This is a genomic window from Prevotella sp. AGR2160 (genome assembly GCF_000424185.1).
Lineage (GTDB): Bacteria > Bacteroidota > Bacteroidia > Bacteroidales > Bacteroidaceae > Prevotella.
Genome location: NZ_AUJK01000009.1, coordinates 90,826 through 108,096, shown reverse-complemented (window position 1 = coordinate 108,096; position 17,271 = coordinate 90,826). Strand labels below are relative to the sequence as shown.

Annotated in this window: 16 protein-coding genes; 12 read left to right on the top strand and 4 right to left on the bottom strand. The window is 53.1% G+C overall.

Annotated elements, in window-relative coordinates; translation table 11 throughout:
* Window positions 1–89 precede the first annotated feature (89 nt).
* Together G604_RS13880 and G604_RS0107795 are read right to left on the bottom strand one after the other, a co-directional pair.
* Window positions 90–626, bottom strand: a complete 537-nt coding sequence (locus G604_RS13880) for a transposase (RefSeq protein WP_051220291.1) — start codon at window positions 624–626, stop codon at window positions 90–92.
* Window positions 627–792: 166 nt separating this feature from the next.
* The gene (locus G604_RS0107795; RefSeq protein WP_028910082.1) at window positions 793–1,782 is read right to left on the bottom strand and encodes an ROK family protein; all 990 of its coding nucleotides are present in this window, start codon (window positions 1,780–1,782) and stop codon (window positions 793–795) included.
* A gap of 287 nt (window positions 1,783–2,069) precedes the next feature.
* Here G604_RS0107795 and G604_RS0107790 point away from each other — a divergent pair, with 287 nt between their 5' ends.
* From G604_RS0107790 to G604_RS15215, 4 genes are all read left to right on the top strand, one after another.
* Entirely contained in the window at window positions 2,070–2,741 is a 672-nt protein-coding gene (locus G604_RS0107790; protein ID WP_028910081.1) for a LysE family translocator, read from the top strand.
* A 130-nt stretch (window positions 2,742–2,871) separates the two neighbouring features.
* Window positions 2,872–3,489: a DUF4924 family protein gene (locus tag G604_RS0107785; protein ID WP_036904925.1), complete on the top strand. Its 618-nt coding sequence runs from the start codon at window positions 2,872–2,874 to the stop codon at window positions 3,487–3,489.
* 99 nt (window positions 3,490–3,588) lie between these two features.
* Window positions 3,589–4,476: a dTDP-4-dehydrorhamnose reductase gene (rfbD, locus tag G604_RS15220; RefSeq protein WP_028910079.1), complete on the top strand. Its 888-nt coding sequence runs from the start codon at window positions 3,589–3,591 to the stop codon at window positions 4,474–4,476.
* Window positions 4,477–6,042: a peptide chain release factor 3 gene (locus G604_RS15215; RefSeq protein WP_028910078.1), complete on the top strand. Its 1,566-nt coding sequence runs from the start codon at window positions 4,477–4,479 to the stop codon at window positions 6,040–6,042.
* 58 nt (window positions 6,043–6,100) lie between these two features.
* Here the strand turns inward: G604_RS15215 and G604_RS0107770 are convergent, their stop codons facing one another.
* Window positions 6,101–6,907 (bottom strand): hypothetical protein, encoded by an 807-nt coding sequence (locus G604_RS0107770; RefSeq protein WP_028910077.1) that lies wholly within the window; start codon window positions 6,905–6,907, stop codon window positions 6,101–6,103.
* 110 nt (window positions 6,908–7,017) lie between these two features.
* Here G604_RS0107770 and G604_RS13875 point away from each other — a divergent pair, with 110 nt between their 5' ends.
* From G604_RS13875 to G604_RS0107730, 8 genes are all read left to right on the top strand, one after another.
* On the top strand, window positions 7,018–7,587 hold the full coding sequence (locus G604_RS13875; protein WP_036904923.1) for a UpxY family transcription antiterminator: 570 nt from the start codon (window positions 7,018–7,020) through the stop codon (window positions 7,585–7,587).
* Between the two features lie 256 nt (window positions 7,588–7,843).
* Window positions 7,844–8,848 (top strand): anthranilate phosphoribosyltransferase, encoded by a 1,005-nt coding sequence (gene trpD, locus G604_RS0107760; RefSeq protein ID WP_028910076.1) that lies wholly within the window; start codon window positions 7,844–7,846, stop codon window positions 8,846–8,848.
* A gap of 46 nt (window positions 8,849–8,894) precedes the next feature.
* On the top strand, window positions 8,895–9,713 hold the full coding sequence (trpC, locus tag G604_RS0107755) for an indole-3-glycerol phosphate synthase TrpC (RefSeq protein WP_028910075.1): 819 nt from the start codon (window positions 8,895–8,897) through the stop codon (window positions 9,711–9,713).
* Window positions 9,703–10,404 carry a phosphoribosylanthranilate isomerase gene (locus G604_RS0107750; protein ID WP_028910074.1) on the top strand — a complete coding sequence of 234 codons (702 nt, stop codon included), beginning with the start codon at window positions 9,703–9,705 and terminating at the stop codon, window positions 10,402–10,404. Before trpC ends, G604_RS0107750 begins: the two co-directional genes overlap by 11 nt.
* Window positions 10,405–10,413: 9 nt before the next feature.
* Window positions 10,414–11,190, top strand: a complete 777-nt coding sequence (gene trpA, locus G604_RS0107745; RefSeq protein WP_028910073.1) for a tryptophan synthase subunit alpha — start codon at window positions 10,414–10,416, stop codon at window positions 11,188–11,190.
* Between the two features lie 6 nt (window positions 11,191–11,196).
* A complete protein-coding gene (gene trpB, locus G604_RS0107740; RefSeq protein ID WP_028910072.1) occupies window positions 11,197–12,408 on the top strand; it encodes a tryptophan synthase subunit beta in 1,212 nt (403 codons plus the stop codon).
* Window positions 12,395–13,816, top strand: coding sequence for an anthranilate synthase component I family protein (locus G604_RS0107735; RefSeq protein ID WP_028910071.1), 1,422 nt, complete (start codon window positions 12,395–12,397; stop codon window positions 13,814–13,816). Before trpB ends, G604_RS0107735 begins: the two co-directional genes overlap by 14 nt.
* Before the next feature lie 6 nt (window positions 13,817–13,822).
* Window positions 13,823–14,386 (top strand): anthranilate synthase component II, encoded by a 564-nt coding sequence (locus tag G604_RS0107730; RefSeq protein WP_028910070.1) that lies wholly within the window; start codon window positions 13,823–13,825, stop codon window positions 14,384–14,386.
* A gap of 163 nt (window positions 14,387–14,549) precedes the next feature.
* Here G604_RS0107730 and G604_RS14780 read toward each other — a convergent pair whose 3' ends face one another.
* On the bottom strand, window positions 14,550–17,261 hold the full coding sequence (locus tag G604_RS14780; protein WP_081657703.1) for an alpha-amylase family glycosyl hydrolase: 2,712 nt from the start codon (window positions 17,259–17,261) through the stop codon (window positions 14,550–14,552).
* Between the last annotated feature and the right edge of the window lie 10 nt (window positions 17,262–17,271).

The window sequence follows — 17,271 nt, the reverse complement described above, 5'->3', positions numbered from 1 at the left end:
AACGCCGAATCAAAACAGGAATTTTTCGCCATTAATGAATGCCCTTTCGGGCATCGGGCCGCCACAAGGGACGGCCCCTGCATGTGGATTCATCTCAATGTCTTCAATTTCCAAAGAATATGATCTACATCAATGTCATGCTGCACATTGATGTTATCTTTTTGCCATCTATAAGGATTCAATGCGATATAATTTTTTACAAATTCGAATTGACGTCCATTCCAAATAATATCATCCCAATAGGTTCTTTGCCATAAATGCTGATGAAATGGTCGCCAACCCTTTTCTTTTACTCCATGGATATAAGCGTCTGTTGTAGAAGACTTGAAGTAATCAATGATTTTCGGAATATCATCAGTATTATCCTTATTACAGAAAATCATACAATGAAAATGATTGGGCATGACGACACTTTCCATAATCGTCACTTTAGGAAATCGTTCTTCGATAGACTGGTAGTAATTATTGATCATAACACCAGCCTCGTTAAGGATCATATTTCCTTCATGAATAAATCCAAAGAGACATAATCTCTGATGGGTAACTATTGTTATGAAATAGCAACCTTGTGCGGCATAGTCAAAATCAGGAAACCGCATTTTCTTGCGAATAGAATCGTTAGTCATCAGGTAATTTTTTATAGGTTATTGGTAAATCTGTTTGCAGGGGCCGTCCCTTGTGGCGGCCCGTCGGCGGTAACGCCGAATCAAAACGAGGGGTTAGTCGCATTAATGAATGCCTTTCGGGCATCGGGCCGCCACAAGGGACGGCCCCTGCATTTGGATCATTGAATTACATGTCCCATCCTACTGCGGAAGCGCCGAGGACGGCAGCGCTGGAGCCATCAAGGGTGGAGACGAGGAATTTCGCCTTACCCTTGAAGATCGGCATGACATGGTTGTTGTAAGCCTCGATGAGCGGCTTCATCAGCAGGTCACCGGCTTTCGTCAGACCACCGAAGAAGACGTAAGCCTCAGGAGAGCAGAATGTCGTGAAGTCAGCGCAGGCCTCACCGAGCATCTTTCCCGTGAAGTCGTATACGCGCTTGGCGAGTTTGTCACCCTTGGCGGCAGCCAGGGAGACCTCCAGAGAGGTGATGTCCTTCGGCTTGTACTGGCGCAGCAGACTCTCCTCACTGCTGTCCTGGAGGAACTGACGGGCCGTGCGGGCCACACCCGTAGCGGAGCAGTAAGCCTCCAAACAACCCTTACGGCCACAGCCGCAGACACGACCTTCCTCACCGCGGACCATCGTGACATGACCGAGCTCACCGGCGAAACCGTCGGAGCCATAGACCATCTGACCGTTGATGACGATACCGGAACCGACACCCGTACCGAGCGTGATCTCGATGAAGTTCTTCATACCACGTGCGGCACCATAGGTCATCTCACCAAGGGCGGCGGCATTGGCATCATTCGTCAGTGCTACGGGGAGATCCTTCAGACGCTCGCTGAACATCTTGGCCAGGGGGACGACACAGTCGTGTGCCCACGGCAGGTTAGGAGCATATTCGATGGCACCGGTATAAAAGTTGCCGTTAGGAGCACCGATTCCCATGGCCTTGATCTTCTCAATACCTCCGACGGTATCGATGATCGGCTGGAGAGCGGCGACACAAGCGTCGACATATTCTTCTACTGTTTTATAACCTTGTGTCTTGATCGCTGTCGTGGCCTTGATATCACCACGGGCATCGACGATGCCGAAGACACTGTTCGTACCGCCGAGATCGAGTCCGATGACGTACGGTTTCTGGAGTTCAGTTTCTACTACTGCCATTTTCTTATGGGTTTTAAATTAGGTAATCTTTAATTTATCCGACAAAGATAAGCAAAAAAATCGAAAGGAGGAAAAAAACGAATGATTTTTTTCAAATGATATACTTATGGGGGCCGGAATTATTAGACGGCCCGATGTTTTTCGGTATTCACAATGACAAATAATTCCCATTTTGATTCGGCGTTACCGCCGACGGGCCGCCACAAGGGGACGGCCCCTGCAAGGGGATGATATTATCCGTTATTTTTTTGCCATTTGGCAAAAAAATTGTACTTTTGCAGGCGAATATGAAACAGCTATTTCCTATCGACATCCTGGACATCATGATCAAGGGTGTCATCATCGGTATCGCGGCCTCGGCACCTATGGGACCCGTAGGCATCCTGTGCGTCCAGCGCACCCTGAACAAGGGGCGGTGGTACGGCTTTGTCACGGGAGTGGGGGCTGCCGTGAGCGATATCATCTACGCGTTGTTCACGGGCTTCGGCATGAGTTTCGTGATGGACTTTATCAATGACCCCCAACGGAAATTCGTGCTGCAGATCGGCGGATCCATCATCCTCCTGCTCTTCGGTATCTATACCTACCGCAGCAACCCGAACCGGCTGAAACATGAGAGCCATAAGAAGAATAACGGGAAGGGAACACTATGGCACAATGCCATCACGGCATTCCTCGTGACCTTCGCCAACCCCCTCATCGTCTTCCTCTTCATGGCCCTCTTCGCCCAGTTTGCCTTCATCATCCCGGATCGTCCCGTGGAGATGACGGCCGGTTATCTGTGCATCATCGGCGGTGCCATCCTCTGGTGGTACGGCCTGACATGGCTCATCGACAAGATCCGCTCCCGTTTTGACGAGAACGGCATCTGCATTATCAACAAGATCATCGGCTCCGTCGTCATCATCTTCTCGTTGCTGGCACTCATCGGAACCGTGTTCAACCTATACACCCTTTAGCAGGGGCCGTCCCTTGTGGCGGCCCGTCGGCGGTAACGCCGAATAGAAGGGAATGCCGTTCCGGCATCGGGCCGCCACAAGGGACGGCCCCTGCAAGAGGAAAAATAGGGGACAATTAAACATAAGAAAGTTGAAGACAGCAAAGAAACTAAGAAAGGAATCCATTGCCGAATATCTGCTGTATATGTGGCAGATAGAGGATATCATCCGGGCCTGCGGCTGTTCGCTGCCCGTGATTGAGAAGGCATATATCAGTAAGTTCACCGACTACTCCCAGGAGGAGCAGGAAGAGGAGGCCGACTGGTTTGCTGACCTCATCCGTATGATGAATGAGGAAGGGAAACGTGAGTTCGGGCATCTGAACATCAACAAGGTTCTCATGGAGGATCTCATCGACCTCCATAAGCGTCTGTTGGCTTCCGACCGGTTCCCGCTCTACAACGCCGAGTATTATAAGGTGTTGCCGTTCATCGTCGAGCTGCGGGAATACAACCGCCGGGCCGCCCAGAAGCGTGCCGAGGAATATGGCATCGACGAGCAGGAAGCTCTTGAGGAAGTCGGGGGCAGCCAGGACGAGATCGAGACGTGTTTCAATGCCGTCTATGGTGTCATGCTCCTGCACATGCAGAAGAAGGAGGTGACGCCGGCGACGCAGCATGCCGTCGAGGAGATCTCGAAGTTCCTCGCCACCCTCTCCGCCTATTACCTTGAGGATGAGACGAAAGGACTGAAATGGAGTGACGACTGACGTCGACACTCTTGCAGGGGCCGTCCCTTGTGGCGGCCCCTGCAAGAGGAAAGACAGATTCCAATAAAATAGAAGAAAAAAAACAGAAAGACAACCACAATGAATATATTAGTTACGGGCGCTAACGGCCAACTGGGCCACGAGATACAGCTCGCCGCCCAAAAGAGCAAGAAAGACCAGTATATCTTCACCGACGTCTGTGAAGGCTATGAGAAGCTCGACATCACCTCCCTGGAGGCTGTCGAGGCAATGGTCAAAGAGAAGGACGTCAAGTGCATCATCAACTGTGCCGCCTGGACGAATGTCGACAAGGCAGAGACGGCCGGTGATCTCGTGGAGACGCTGAATGCCGTGGCCCCCGAGAATCTCGCCAAGGCCATGAAGGCTGTCGGCGGCCTCCTCGTCCATATCTCCACCGATTATGTCTTCGGTGGTGATCCTTACAACACGCCGTGCCGCGAGGACCAGAAAGGCACGCCGACGGGTGTCTACGGACTGACGAAGCTCCATGGCGAGCAGAAAATCCAGGCTGTCGGTGGCAACTATCTCATCTTCCGTACAGCCTGGCTCTATTCTGAGTTCGGTCATAACTTTGTGAAGACGATGCTGAACCTCACAGCCACAAAGCCCCAGTTGAAGGTCGTCTTCGATCAGGCCGGTACGCCGACGTATGCCGGAGACCTCGCCGACCTCATCTTCCAGGTTGTCGAGAACCGTGAGTATGAGGGTAAGACAGGCATCTACCATTTCAGTAATGAGGGTGTCTGCAGCTGGTATGACTTCACGAAGATGATCGCCCTGCTCAGTGGACATACCGACTGTGACATCGAGCCGTGCCACAGTGACGAGTTCCCGTCACCCGTGAAGCGCCCCGCCTACAGTGTCCTCGACAAGACGAAGGTAAAAGAAACCTTTGGCGTGAAACTGCCTTACTGGTTAGATTCGCTGAAGAAGTGTTTAAACAATATGAATGAACTGAAGAAATAAATGAACGAAATAGAAAGACGCCGCACCTTTGCCATCATCTCCCATCCTGATGCCGGTAAGACGACGCTGACGGAGAAATTCCTCCTCTTCGGTGGTCAGATCCAGGTGGCAGGAGCAGTAAAGAACAACAAGATCCGCAAGACGGCCACCTCCGACTGGATGGATATTGAGAAACAGCGTGGTATCTCCGTCTCCACGAGTGTGATGGAGTTTGACTACCGCGACTACAAGGTGAACATCCTCGACACCCCCGGTCACCAGGACTTTGCCGAGGATACCTACCGTACCCTCACGGCTGTTGACTCCGCCATCATCGTCGTCGACAGCGCCAAGGGTGTCGAGGCTCAGACGCGGAAGCTCATGGAGGTCTGCCGCATGCGCAACACCCCGGTGATCATCTTCATCAACAAGATGGACCGTGAGGGCCGTGATCCCTTCGACCTCCTCGATGAGCTAGAGGAAGAGCTGAATATCAAGGTCCGTCCGCTGTCCTGGCCTATCGGTCAGGGTATGCGTTTCAAGGGCGTATACAATATCTACGAGCAGCAGCTGAACCTCTTCACGCCGAACAAGCAGCGTGTGACGGAGAAGGTGGAGGTCGACATCCAGTCGAAGGACCTCGACCAGCATGTCGGCGAGCGTGAGGCCCAGCAGTTGCGGGATGACCTCGAGCTCATCGACGGGGTCTATCCGAAGTTTGAGGTGGAGACGTACCGCAGTGCTGAGGTGGCGCCGGTATTCTTCGGATCAGCGTTGAACAACTTCGGTGTACAGGAACTCCTCGACTGTTTCGTGGAGATTGCCCCCAGTCCCCGTCCCACACAGGCCGAGGAGCGCGTCGTGCTGCCTACGGAACCGAAGTTCACGGGTTTCATCTTCAAGATCACGGCGAATATCGACCCGAACCATCGCAGTTGTATCGCGTTCTGTAAGGTCTGTTCAGGAAAGTTCCAGCGTAATCATACCTATCATCATATCCGACTGAACAAGGATGTACGCTTCTCCTCCCCTACCCAGTTTATGGCGCAACGGAAGAGCACCGTCGACGAGGCCTGGCCGGGCGATATCGTCGGTCTTCCCGATAACGGTATCTTCAAGATCGGTGACACGCTGACGGAAGGCGAAGAACTGCATTTCAAGGGTCTGCCGAGTTTCTCCCCGTTGTTGTTCAAGTATATCGAGAATGACGACCCGATGAAGAGCAAGCAGTTCCAAAAAGGTATTGAGCAGTTGATGAACGAGGGTGTCGCCCAGTTGTTCATCAACCAGTTCAACAACCGTCGTATCATCGGTACCGTCGGACAGTTGCAGTTTGAGGTCATCCAGTATCGTCTTGAGCATGAGTACAACGCCAAGTGTCGTTGGGAGCCCGTGCACCTGTATAAGGCCTGCTGGATCGAGGCCGATGATCCTGATGAGCTGGATAATTTCAAGAAGCGGAAATACCAGTATATGGCCAAGGATACCGAGGGCCGTGATGTCTTCCTCGCCGACAGCAGTTATGTGCTGCAGATGGCGGAGCAGGACTTCAAGCACATCAAGTTCCACTTCACGAGCGAGTTCTAAGGATCCTTGCGCTTGCAAAGCGCAAGCACGGAACGGCAAGCCCCACAACGGGCGCGCCCTATTCCGTCACCTCGATCCGCCACCGCTGGTTGCCGAGCTTGATGACGGCATTGGGGATGCCTTGGAGGAGGAGGGCGAGACGACCCTCAGCGGGCATCTCACCCACCTTCTCCATGCGGTCACGCTTCGAGCGGATGCTCAGTGTGCCCTCGTCGTTGAGGATATACTGATAGATCATCTTGTCGTTATTGAACGAGATGGTGAAACGGTCGGTAGTGCCGTTGGCCTTGAACTTATAGGTATAGTTCATGATCTCGGCGAACGGGATCTGCATATCACCACTGTGTTGATTCCCTTCACCGTCGAGAATTGCGAAGCCCTCGAAGGGGATGGCGAGATGGATGGGGGCGCCATCGGCAACGGGAACCTCCAGCTGCGCACCATCGGCGAAGGCAGACCGGTCGACAACATACTTCTGATGATGCACCTCATTACCGGCGGCATCCTCCTCAACCTCGTCAACACAACGGGCACCGGGGATGGCGAAGCCGTCGGTGGCGAAGGTGATGCTCTTCTCATCCTTCTCCACGAGGGAGAGGACCTTCTTCGCGTCATCACCCATATATAATAAGGTGGCAGGCTCAGGCTCGGCATCCTTACAGAGCACCGTTGCCTCGTTCCAGCCACGGACGGGGTCGTCGACCCATTCCGTCGTACCTTTCTTACGAAAGACGATACGGCTCAGACGCACCGGCTCCTCTTCCCCGTCATGCGAGAGGAAGAATTCCGTGCTGCTGGGGATGAACAGCGGTTCAACGATAAAGGGGTTTTCATCTTGGGGTTGATATTTGATAATAGTCTTCATATTTACGTTATCCTTTATGGTCCTTTTTCATATGGAATTGCAAAATTACAAAAAATATTTGCAAGAAAGGAAAAAATACCGTATTTTTGCAACCCTATAGGAGTAAAAACATGAATCCTGACAATACGAATGTACTTGCTGAGACGACTCAGAGCGCAGCCCTTCCGTGGTATGCCCTCCGCCTGTTCACTTACCGTCCTTATGCGGTGAGAGACTATCTGGAGGACAAGGGACTTCATACCTTTATTCCCGAAAGCTACCGCGACTATGAGGACAAGGACGGCCGTCACCGCCGGAAACCGGAGCCCGTTGTGAACAATCTCCTGTTTGTTGAGGGTACCGTTGATGACAAGACATTCCGTACGATCATCCAGCAATGTACCTTCCCTGTGAGTGTGTTGCGTAAGAACAAGGAGTCGCAGGCTTATGCCCTCATCAGCGCCTCCGAGATGCATGAGTTTCAACTCGCCTGCAATTCGAACCTGCCCATCGTCGACCTCATGCCCCTCGCCGACTGCCGTCTGAAGGCCGGCGATCCCGTCGTCGTCCATCACGGGCCGCTGAAGGGCTTCACGGGCCGTCTCGTCCGGATGAGCAAAAAATACTATCTCCTGAAGGAGACGGACCATTTCGGTCTTCTGATGAAAGTCAGCCGTTGGTGCTGCCAAAAGAAAATTTGATTTTTTTCGCCCATTTCTTTGGTGGTTTCAAATAAATGCTGTAAATTTGCAACCGAATAATAAAAATAACAATTAAACTATAAGTAATATGACATTTACAGTTTCTACTTCTTGGTGGTGGCGTTGCTCAAGATTGAAAAAGTCGTGAGTCGCACAAGCCGTGTAGATACTGAAAAGATACACTCAGAGGCCTGCCGTTTTCACGACAGGCCTTTTTTCATATCAGAAAAGATTGTAAAAATAAAATATTCAGCTTATGGACGCAACAGAATTATTCAACAAGCTCCTCAATCATGAGGAGCTGACCCGTGAGGAGACGAAAGAGATCCTCATCGGTATTACACGTGGAGAACTCAATGATGCCGAGATCAGCGCACTGCTCACGGCTATCCAGATGCGCGGTATCACCGTCGACGAGCTCCTCGGTTTCCGCGACGGCATCCTCGAGACGGGTGTCCCCGTGCCCCTCGACTGTGACCGCTACATCGATGTCGTCGGTACGGGTGGTGACCGCAAGAACACGTTCAATATCTCCACAACATCCTGTTTCGTCATCGCCGGTGCCGGCTACAAGGTCGCCAAACACGGTAACTATGCCGCCACCTCCGTCTCCGGAGCCTCTAATGTCATTGCCAACCACGGCGTGAAGTTCACCGATGATATCGACAAACTCAACCGCTGTCTCAACGAGGTCGGCATCGTCTATCTCCATGCACAGCTCTTCGCCAAGGCCATGAAGTTCGTCGGTCCTACGCGTAAGGCCCTCCCCTTCCCCACCTTCTTCAACCTCCTCGGTCCCCTCGTGAACCCGAGCAAGCCGCAATGCCAGCTACTCGGTGTCGCTAACCTCAACCAGATGCGCCTCTACAACCAGGTATACCAGCGCCTCGGCATCGACTACGGCATCGTCCACAGCATCGACGGCTATGACGAGATCTCCCTCACAGGTGATTTCAAGGTTCAGACCAACGACTACGAGCGGGTCTTTAAGCCCAGTGACCTTGGCTTCGACATCGCCAAGCCCGAAGAGCTCCGCGGTGGTGCCACGGAGGAAGAGGCGAAGGAGATCTTCGACAATGTCCTGGCCAACAAGGCCCTCCCGGCACAGAAGAATATCGTTCTGGCCAATGCCGCCTTCGCCATCCAGGTGTTGGAGAAAGGCAAGAAGAACATCCAGGAGTGTATCGCCATCGCCCGCGAGAGTATCGACAGTGGCAAGGCCCTGGCCACGTTCAAGAAATTCGTGGAATATAACAAGTAGGGACATGATTCATCATGTTCCGCCAATAACGTGAAAATAAAATAATATGACCGATATATTAGAAGAGATTGTCGCCCACAAGCGTGAGGAGCTCCTCGACTTCAAACAGTATATCCCTATCCAGCGCCTCTATGCCGAGACGACGGGGATCCTCGACGAGGAAGCCAAGAACCCCGGGAAGCGTGTGTCGATGCGTCAGCGTATCATGGACTCCGACAGTGGTATCATTGCCGAGTTCAAGCGCAAGAGTCCGTCGAAAGGCTGGATCCATCGTGACGCGAAAGTGAAGGATGTCGTGCCCCTCTATGAGAAAGGAGGCGCCTCCGCCGTGAGCATCCTCACCGACGCGGTGTATTTCGGGGGTTATGATGAGTTCATCAAGGATGCCCGTGCCCTCGGTGTCAAGCTCCCTATTCTCTATAAGAACTTTATCATCGACGAGTATCAGCTCTTTGAGGCGAAGGTCGCCGGTGCCAGTGCCGTCCTCCTCATCGCCGCCTGTCTGACGAAGGAAGAGTGTGGCCACCTGCTGAAGATGGCCCACGACCTCGGACTGGAGGTTCTCCTGGAGATGCATAACGACCGTGACTTCGAATATGCCGAGCTCGGGCCTGACCTCTACGGGATCAACAACCGTAACCTCGGCAGTTTCGTCACCGATGTGGAGAACAGTTTCCGCCTCGCCGAACGTCTCCCCGAGGGTGTTTGTAAGATCAGCGAGAGCGGCATCAGTAAGCCCGAGACCATCCGTGCGCTCCGCCAGGCCGGTTTCAACGGCTTTCTCATGGGTGAGCGCTTCATGAGAGAAGAGGATCCGGGGCTTGCATTAAGTAACTTCATAAAAAGCCTGAAGGATGAAGATTAAGGTCTGTGGCATGACGGATGCCGAGAATATCCGTCAGGTGCGGGCCTTAGGCGTCGACATCATCGGACTCATCTTCGCCCCGAAGTCCCCGCGTTTTGTCCCCATGGCCTCCAGCCTCGCCGGCATCATCCCCGACTATGCCGTGCTTGAAGGACAGCAGAAGATCAAGATCCCTCACGTCTCTGACCAATCTAATGATTTGATCAACTTCTGCGGCGTCTTCGTTGACGACATGCCCCAAAACATCGTTACGCGCGTATACAACTATCATCTCAGTTATGTACAGCTCCACGGCCATGAGTCGCCCGTGATGATCGACAACCTCCGGCGCACCCTTGACCCCGATATCGCGCCGGGTATCAAGATCATCAAAGCCCTCCCCGTGAAGACCGCCGATGATCTCAAGGCCACGGAGGACTATGAAGGCCATGTCGACCTCTTCCTCTTTGATGCCAAAGGCCCACTGGCCGGTGGCAATGGCACACAGTATGACTGGGATATTCTCCAGGCCTATGACGGTCACACGCCCTTCCTCCTCTCCGGTGGTATCGGTCCTGATGATGCCGACCGCATCAAGGCCTTCCATCATCCGATGTTCCGCGGCATCGATCTGAACAGTAAGTTCGAGACACGGCCGGGATATAAAGATGTAAATCAGTTAAGAGAGTTTATAGAAAAAATAAGAAATTAATTCCCCACAATGAACAAAATAAACACACTCTTCCAAACCCGGGGAGACCGCAAGCTCCTCTCCCTGTATTTCTGTGCCGGCTGTCCGACACTCGAAGGCACTGCCGATGTCATTCTGACGATGCAGCGCCGTGGTATCGACATGATCGAGGTGGGTATCCCCTTCAGTGATCCCCTCGCCGACGGTCCCGTCATCCAGGCTGCCGGTACCGTGGCCCTGAAGAACGGCACCACGCTGCAGAAGATCTTCGACCAGTTGAAGGCTATCAAGGACCAGGTCACGATCCCGTTGGTGATGATGGGGTATCTCAATGTCATCATGCATTATGGCATCGAACATTTCTTCCAGAGTTGTGTGGAGAGTGGTGCCAGCGGCTGCATAATCCCCGACCTGCCCTTTGAGGATTATATGAATGTCGTCAAGCCCGTCGCCGACAAGTATGACATCCGTGTCATCATGATGATCACGCCCGAGACGAGTGAGGAGCGCATCCGTTTCATTGATGAGAACACCGACGGTTTCATCTATATGGTCTCCTCCGCAAGTATCACAGGAGCCCAGAAGAGCTTCGGCGAGGCCAAGCAGGCCTACTTCCGTCATATCAACGGTATGAACCTGAAGCATCCCCGCATGATCGGTTTCGGTATCTCCAACAAGCAGACGCTGGAGAGCGCACAGGCCAATGCCGCCGGTGCCATCATCGGTTCAAAATTCGTGACCTTGCTCAACGAGACGAAAGATCCCGACAAGGCATTAACTGAATTGTTTGACGCATTAAAGAAATAAAGACCCATGAGTAATAGTTTGACCAACCCCACCAAGGACGGTTTCTTCGGACAGTATGGCGGTGCCTATGTCCCGGAGATCCTTTATAAATGTGTACACGACCTGCAGGATGCCTACCTCCCGATCATCGAGAGTGACGAGTTCAAGAAAGAATACCACAGTCTGCTGAAAGACTATGTCGGCCGTCCCTCACCTCTCTATTATGCCAAGCGCATGAGTGAGCGCTATGGCTGTCAGCTCTACCTGAAGCGTGAGGACCTGAACCATACCGGTGCCCATAAGATCAACAACACCATCGGACAGATCCTCCTGGCCCGTAAGATGGGAAAGAAGCGTATCATCGCCGAGACCGGTGCCGGTCAGCATGGTGTCGCCACGGCTACCGTCTGTGCCCTCTTCAATATGGAGTGTGAAATCTACATGGGAAAGACCGATGTCGAGCGCCAGCACCCTAACGTGGAACGAATGAAGATGCTCGGCGCGAAGGTACACCCCGTCACAACGGGAAACATGACGCTCTCCGATGCCTGCTCCGCCGCTATCCGTGACTGGTGCTGCCATCCCGAGGACACGTTCTATATCGTCGGTTCCACGATGGGTCCCCATCCCTATCCTGATATCGTGGCGAAGATGCAGAGCATCATCTCCGAGGAGATCAAGGAGCAACTGCAGGAGAAGATCGGCCGCGACTATCCCGACTATCTCATCGCCTGCGTCGGTGGTGGCAGTAACGCCGCCGGTACCATCTACCATTATGTCGATGACGACCGCGTGAAGATTGTTCTCGCCGAGGCCGGTGGCCATGGTATCGACACCGACTATACCGCCGCCACTATCCACTGTGGCACGGAGGGTATCATCCATGGTGCCCGCACCCTCGTGATGCAGACCGATGATGGCCAGATCAAGGAGGCCTTCACGATCTCCGCGGGCCTCGACTATCCCGGTATCGGCCCAATGCACGCCTATCTCGCCCAAAAGGGTCGTGAGCAGGTGCTGGCCATCAATGATGACGAGGCCATCTATGCCGGTTATGAGCTGACACGTACGGAGGGTATCATCCCCGCCATCGAGAGTGCCCATGCCATCGCTGCCCTGAAGCATCTGAAGTTCAACCCCGATGATGTCGTCGTCCTCACCGTCTCCGGTCGTGGCGACAAGGATATGAACACGTATTTGAATCATAAAGAAATGGCTAAGGAATATGGAAAATTCTAGCTACGCCCTTCGGGCGAATGAAAGGGTTATATTGGCTGACCTCTATACCCCTGTCGGCGTGTATCTCCGCCTGCGGGACCTGTATCCGAAGAGTGCGCTGATGGAGTCATCAGACTATCACGGGACAGAGAACAGCCGGTCGTTTATTGGCATCCATCCCATGGCATCCGTCGCTGTCAGCCACGGTAAACTCATTACGTCATGGCCCGACGGGACGACGAAGACGCAGCAGCTGCCGCCTTTCGGTCCCGGTTGCGGCGAGGCGTGTAAGCTCGCCATCTCCAAGGGCATCAACGACTTTCTGAATGCTTTCAAGATCACAGGCCCGGGGAGTGAGTATTACGGCGTCTATGGCTATACCGCCTTCAATGCCGTCCGCTATTTCGAGAATATCCCCGTGAAGGATACGACGATGGAGAAGAATGACGCCCCCGACATGTACTATATCATGTACCGGGACCTCATCGTCTTCGACCATTTCAACAACACCATGCAACTCATCACCCTCGACGGTGAGCAGCGCCTCGACGAACTTGAGAAAGCCATCAACAAAGCCAACGTGAAACCCTTCGGCTTTAAAGCCATCGGCGACGCCTACTCTACCCTCACTGATGAGGAGCATAAGGCGAATATCCGCCGTTGCGTCCAGCACTGTCTGCGTGGTGACGTGTTCCAGATCGTCATCTCCCGCCGTTTCTGTCAGAAATACGAGGGTGATGACTTCCGCCTCTACCGTGCCCTGCGCTCCATCAACCCCAGTCCGTATCTGTTCTATTTTGACTTCGGTGGTTTCCGCATCTTCGGTTCTTCCCCCGAGACGCATAACCGCATCGTCGGCAACAAGGCCTTCATCGATCCGATCGCCGGAACGACGAAGCGCACCCATGACCCTGAGGCAGACCGTCGTGCCGCCGAGTTCCTGCGCAACGACCCGAAGGAGAATGCCGAACATGTCATGCTCGTTGACCTCGCCCGTAACGACCTCAGCCGTAACTGTCATGACGTGCATGTCGACTTCTACAAGGATATGCAGTACTACAGTCATGTCATCCACCTTGTCAGCCGTGTCAGTGGCACGCTGAATGACGGTGCCGACCATATCAAGGAGTTCATCGACACGTTCCCCGCCGGTACCCTCTCGGGAGCGCCGAAGGTCCGTGCCATGCAGATCATCTCCGAGCTCGAGCCACACAACCGTGGTGCCTATGGTGGCTGCATCGGCTTCATCGGTCTCAATGGTGACCTCAACCAGGCCATCGTCATCCGCACCTTCATCTCGCGCAATGGTGAGCTGTGGTTCCAGGCCGGCAGTGGTGTCGTCGCCAAGAGTAATGATGCCTATGAGCTCAACGAGAGTAATAATAAGTTGGGAGCACTCGTTGCCGCCATCCAACAAGCAGAAAAGTAAATGGATATGAAAATTGTAATAGTAGATAATTACGACTCATTCACGTATAACCTCGCGCACCTCATCAAATCGATTGGCGCTGAGGTTGACGTACTGCGTAATGACCAGTTCAAACTCGAGGACCTGGAGAAATACGACAAGATCGTACTGTCGCCGGGTCCCGGCATCCCCTCCGAGGCCGGTCTTTTGGAGGATGTCATCCGCACTTATGCCGGGAAGAAACCGATGCTCGGCGTCTGTCTCGGCCATCAGGCCATCGGTGAGGTCTTCGGCGCCAAACTGACGAACCTCAAAGAAGTATACCATGGTGTCGCCACACCAATCATGACTCTCGGCAACGATGCGCTCTTCGAGGGACTGCCACGGGAGATCACCGTCGGCCGTTATCACAGCTGGGTCGTCAGCCGTGAGGATTTCCCCGACTGTCTGGAGATCACCGCGCTGAGTGATGACGGTGAGATCATGGGCCTGAAACATAAGGACTATGACATCCATGGCATCCAGTTCCATCCCGAGAGCGTCCTCACGCCGAAAGGCCGGAAGATCATGGAGAACTTCCTGAAGAAATAAGAGGCCTCTCACCTCAGCTTCTGCGCTTCCTTGCGCTTGCAAAGCGCAAGCACACAACGGCAAGCCCGGAAACGACACGCCCTGCCTTCCCACAAAAGGGAAGACAGGGCGTGTCTCGCATTTTACTCCCCTCCCCCTTCGGGGAGGGGTCGGGGGTGAGGCTTTATTTACCTATCTTCGCAAACGACACGGTGAAGTTATCCGCGTCGCTCTTCTCATAGGAGTTGAACTCCTGCGACTCCGTATCCGGCTGATCAGCATTATCATTACACGTCAGGTCGTAAGGCAGGGAGTCCATGGCACTCTTTCCCATCGTGGCGATGAGGAGGACGCCGAGACCCTTGCTGGCAACATCACTGGCCGTGATACCGAGCTTGCTCAAGGGGATGGACATCTCATAATGAAAGTCCATCGTTGAGGAACTGTGGCCGAGGGTGTTGAAGTCAACATACGTGCTGCCCTTCGTCATATCACCGACGACACGGCCGTTGTTCGTACCATAGGCGCCATTGATACCCTTCACTGAAGAGCTGAGGATGCCGAGGCCATACTTGAAGGCGATACCGGCTGTCTTGCTGTTGTACTCTTCCTTAGCATTCAGACCATTACTGTCACCACTATAGATATAAGGACCGTTGGCACCATTCGTAGAGATCGCGATGATCTTATTGAAGTCCTCACTGAGGGTGATATTAGACCCCCAGAGGGTGCCACCAGCAGTTGTCTTACCATTGTTACCGATCTTCGTACTATTGTCGCCGGTGTTGATGGCGATGAAGAACGGCACGTTCATCGTCTGATAAAGGATACCCTGAGAGAGGGGATAGTTGTCATTCGGAGCAACGACATCCTGTACGTTCGTCATCTCCCACATCAGATAGAGGTTGTTATCATCATAACAACCATAGAGGGCATAGAGATCGATAGGCACCTCGTACATGGAGTTATCACGATAGACACGCGGGTCGTCATTAGCAACACCCTGTGCGATGATCATGGAACTGTTCCAGTCGCTGATATCACCATCAACAGTAATTGTCTTCTTGATACCTACACCATTGGGGTTCGTAGCATACTGGCTGTCGAGATTACCGGTCGTCGTGCTGCCGCCGTTGTTGTCGGAGGAAGAACCGCCATTATCGGAGGAGCTGCCACCGTTGTCAGAGGAAGAACCACCATTGTCTGAGGAGCTGCCACCATTGTCTGAGGAGTCGCCACCGTTGTTATCAGAAGAAGCATTAGAGTTAGAGCCCTGTGTCACGGCACCCGTCACGGTATAAGCGTTAGCGCCACTGAGCGTGTTGGCACCCGTACCATCGTTGAGGACATATTTTGCATTCGTATAGCCACTCGGCACAGCGACTTTATACCATCCCGTCTTACCCTTGAAAGTAACCGTAGCATCATAGGTCATCTTCGTACCCGGCCATACGGCAGAGCTCTTCGGACCATTGTAGAAGAAGCAGTAGACATTGCTCCACTTATTCGGGTTGTTGAAATAGACGTACTGATTCGTATCGTCATTATTGTCATCACCACTGTCGTCACCACCGGTACCGTCTTCCTTATAAATGACGGCGATACCCGTAGAACCTACCTGACCGGAGATCGTAGAAGAAGTAACGGTGAACTGGCCACCGGCAACCTTATCAGTATAGGTACCTGCCGTAAGCCACTTGCCGTCACCGGCACCATTGGCGACAGAGACGTTCTGGTTACCACCGGAGCCAAGGACGATGATGGCACCGCTCTTGCGGACCTGTGCGCCGACATTACCACTGTGTACATAATAGTTGGCCTCACCGGCACAGACATTATGCATGTGGTTCACCGCAGCAACCTCGTTGGAGGTGAAGTGGGTAGAACCCTTCTGACCAATCTTGATAGCGTTCTTATCCGTTGCGGAAGGACGGGAGAGATAGAGGGCCGTAGCGCCATTGTTACCGGCAACGATAGCATAGGCACGGTCAATGTTGTTCTGAGAGATATACTTTGAGGAGCCACCATCATTGGCATAGGTGTCATGGCTCTCACCCCAGTAGACGAGCTTAGCCGTAGCGGCACCCTTCTGGTTGAAGTTACCGATGGAACTGTTCACCTGGCCACTGTTGAAAGAGTTGGCGAAAGCATTGCCATAACCATTATCAGTGATGGACATGTACTTCTGATACTCGGGGAAGAGGCTGTTGTCATTACCGCCGGTACCGTCGAGGATCTCACCGTAGTTGTACATGCTCTGGTCGGGAACTGTTGCCCAGAAGTTATCCTGCTCAGAAGGCAGGCCGATGTGCTTGGCAGCATCCCAACGGATACCATCGACGCCGCAACCCTTCAGGGCCTCGATGAACTGGTGGATGTAGTTCTGTACGCCACTATCCTCAGTCTTATTATCCCACATACCGATCTTACCGTGCGTCACCTGGTAACGGTTGTTCCAGTCAGAGACCTCAAAAGGAGAATGATAACGGCTTTGGTCGTTCATATATCCCGTACAGTTGGGATAATCGGTATGGTTGGCGACGACATCGACGATGACCTTCACGCCATAGTTGTGAGCCTCCGTACAGAGTGCCTTCAGATCACTCTCACTTCCGATACCATTACCGATGGTGTAGTCCTGCGGACGGTACACATCATACCATGCGGCACCGAGACTGCCACCCTTGGAGACCGGCGATGTCTGCACGGCCGTAAAACCGGCTTTGGCGATGTCGGGGATGGCCGACTTGATATCCGTCAGCGTCCAGTCGAAGCAGTGGAGGATGACACCATCCTGGATATTATCCTTCAGGCCATACTTGTTGCCGGCCATGACGCTGAGCGCCATGGAGAGCAACAGCGTCAGCATGAGGGAGATTTTTCTGAGATTTTTCATTTCCTATTCC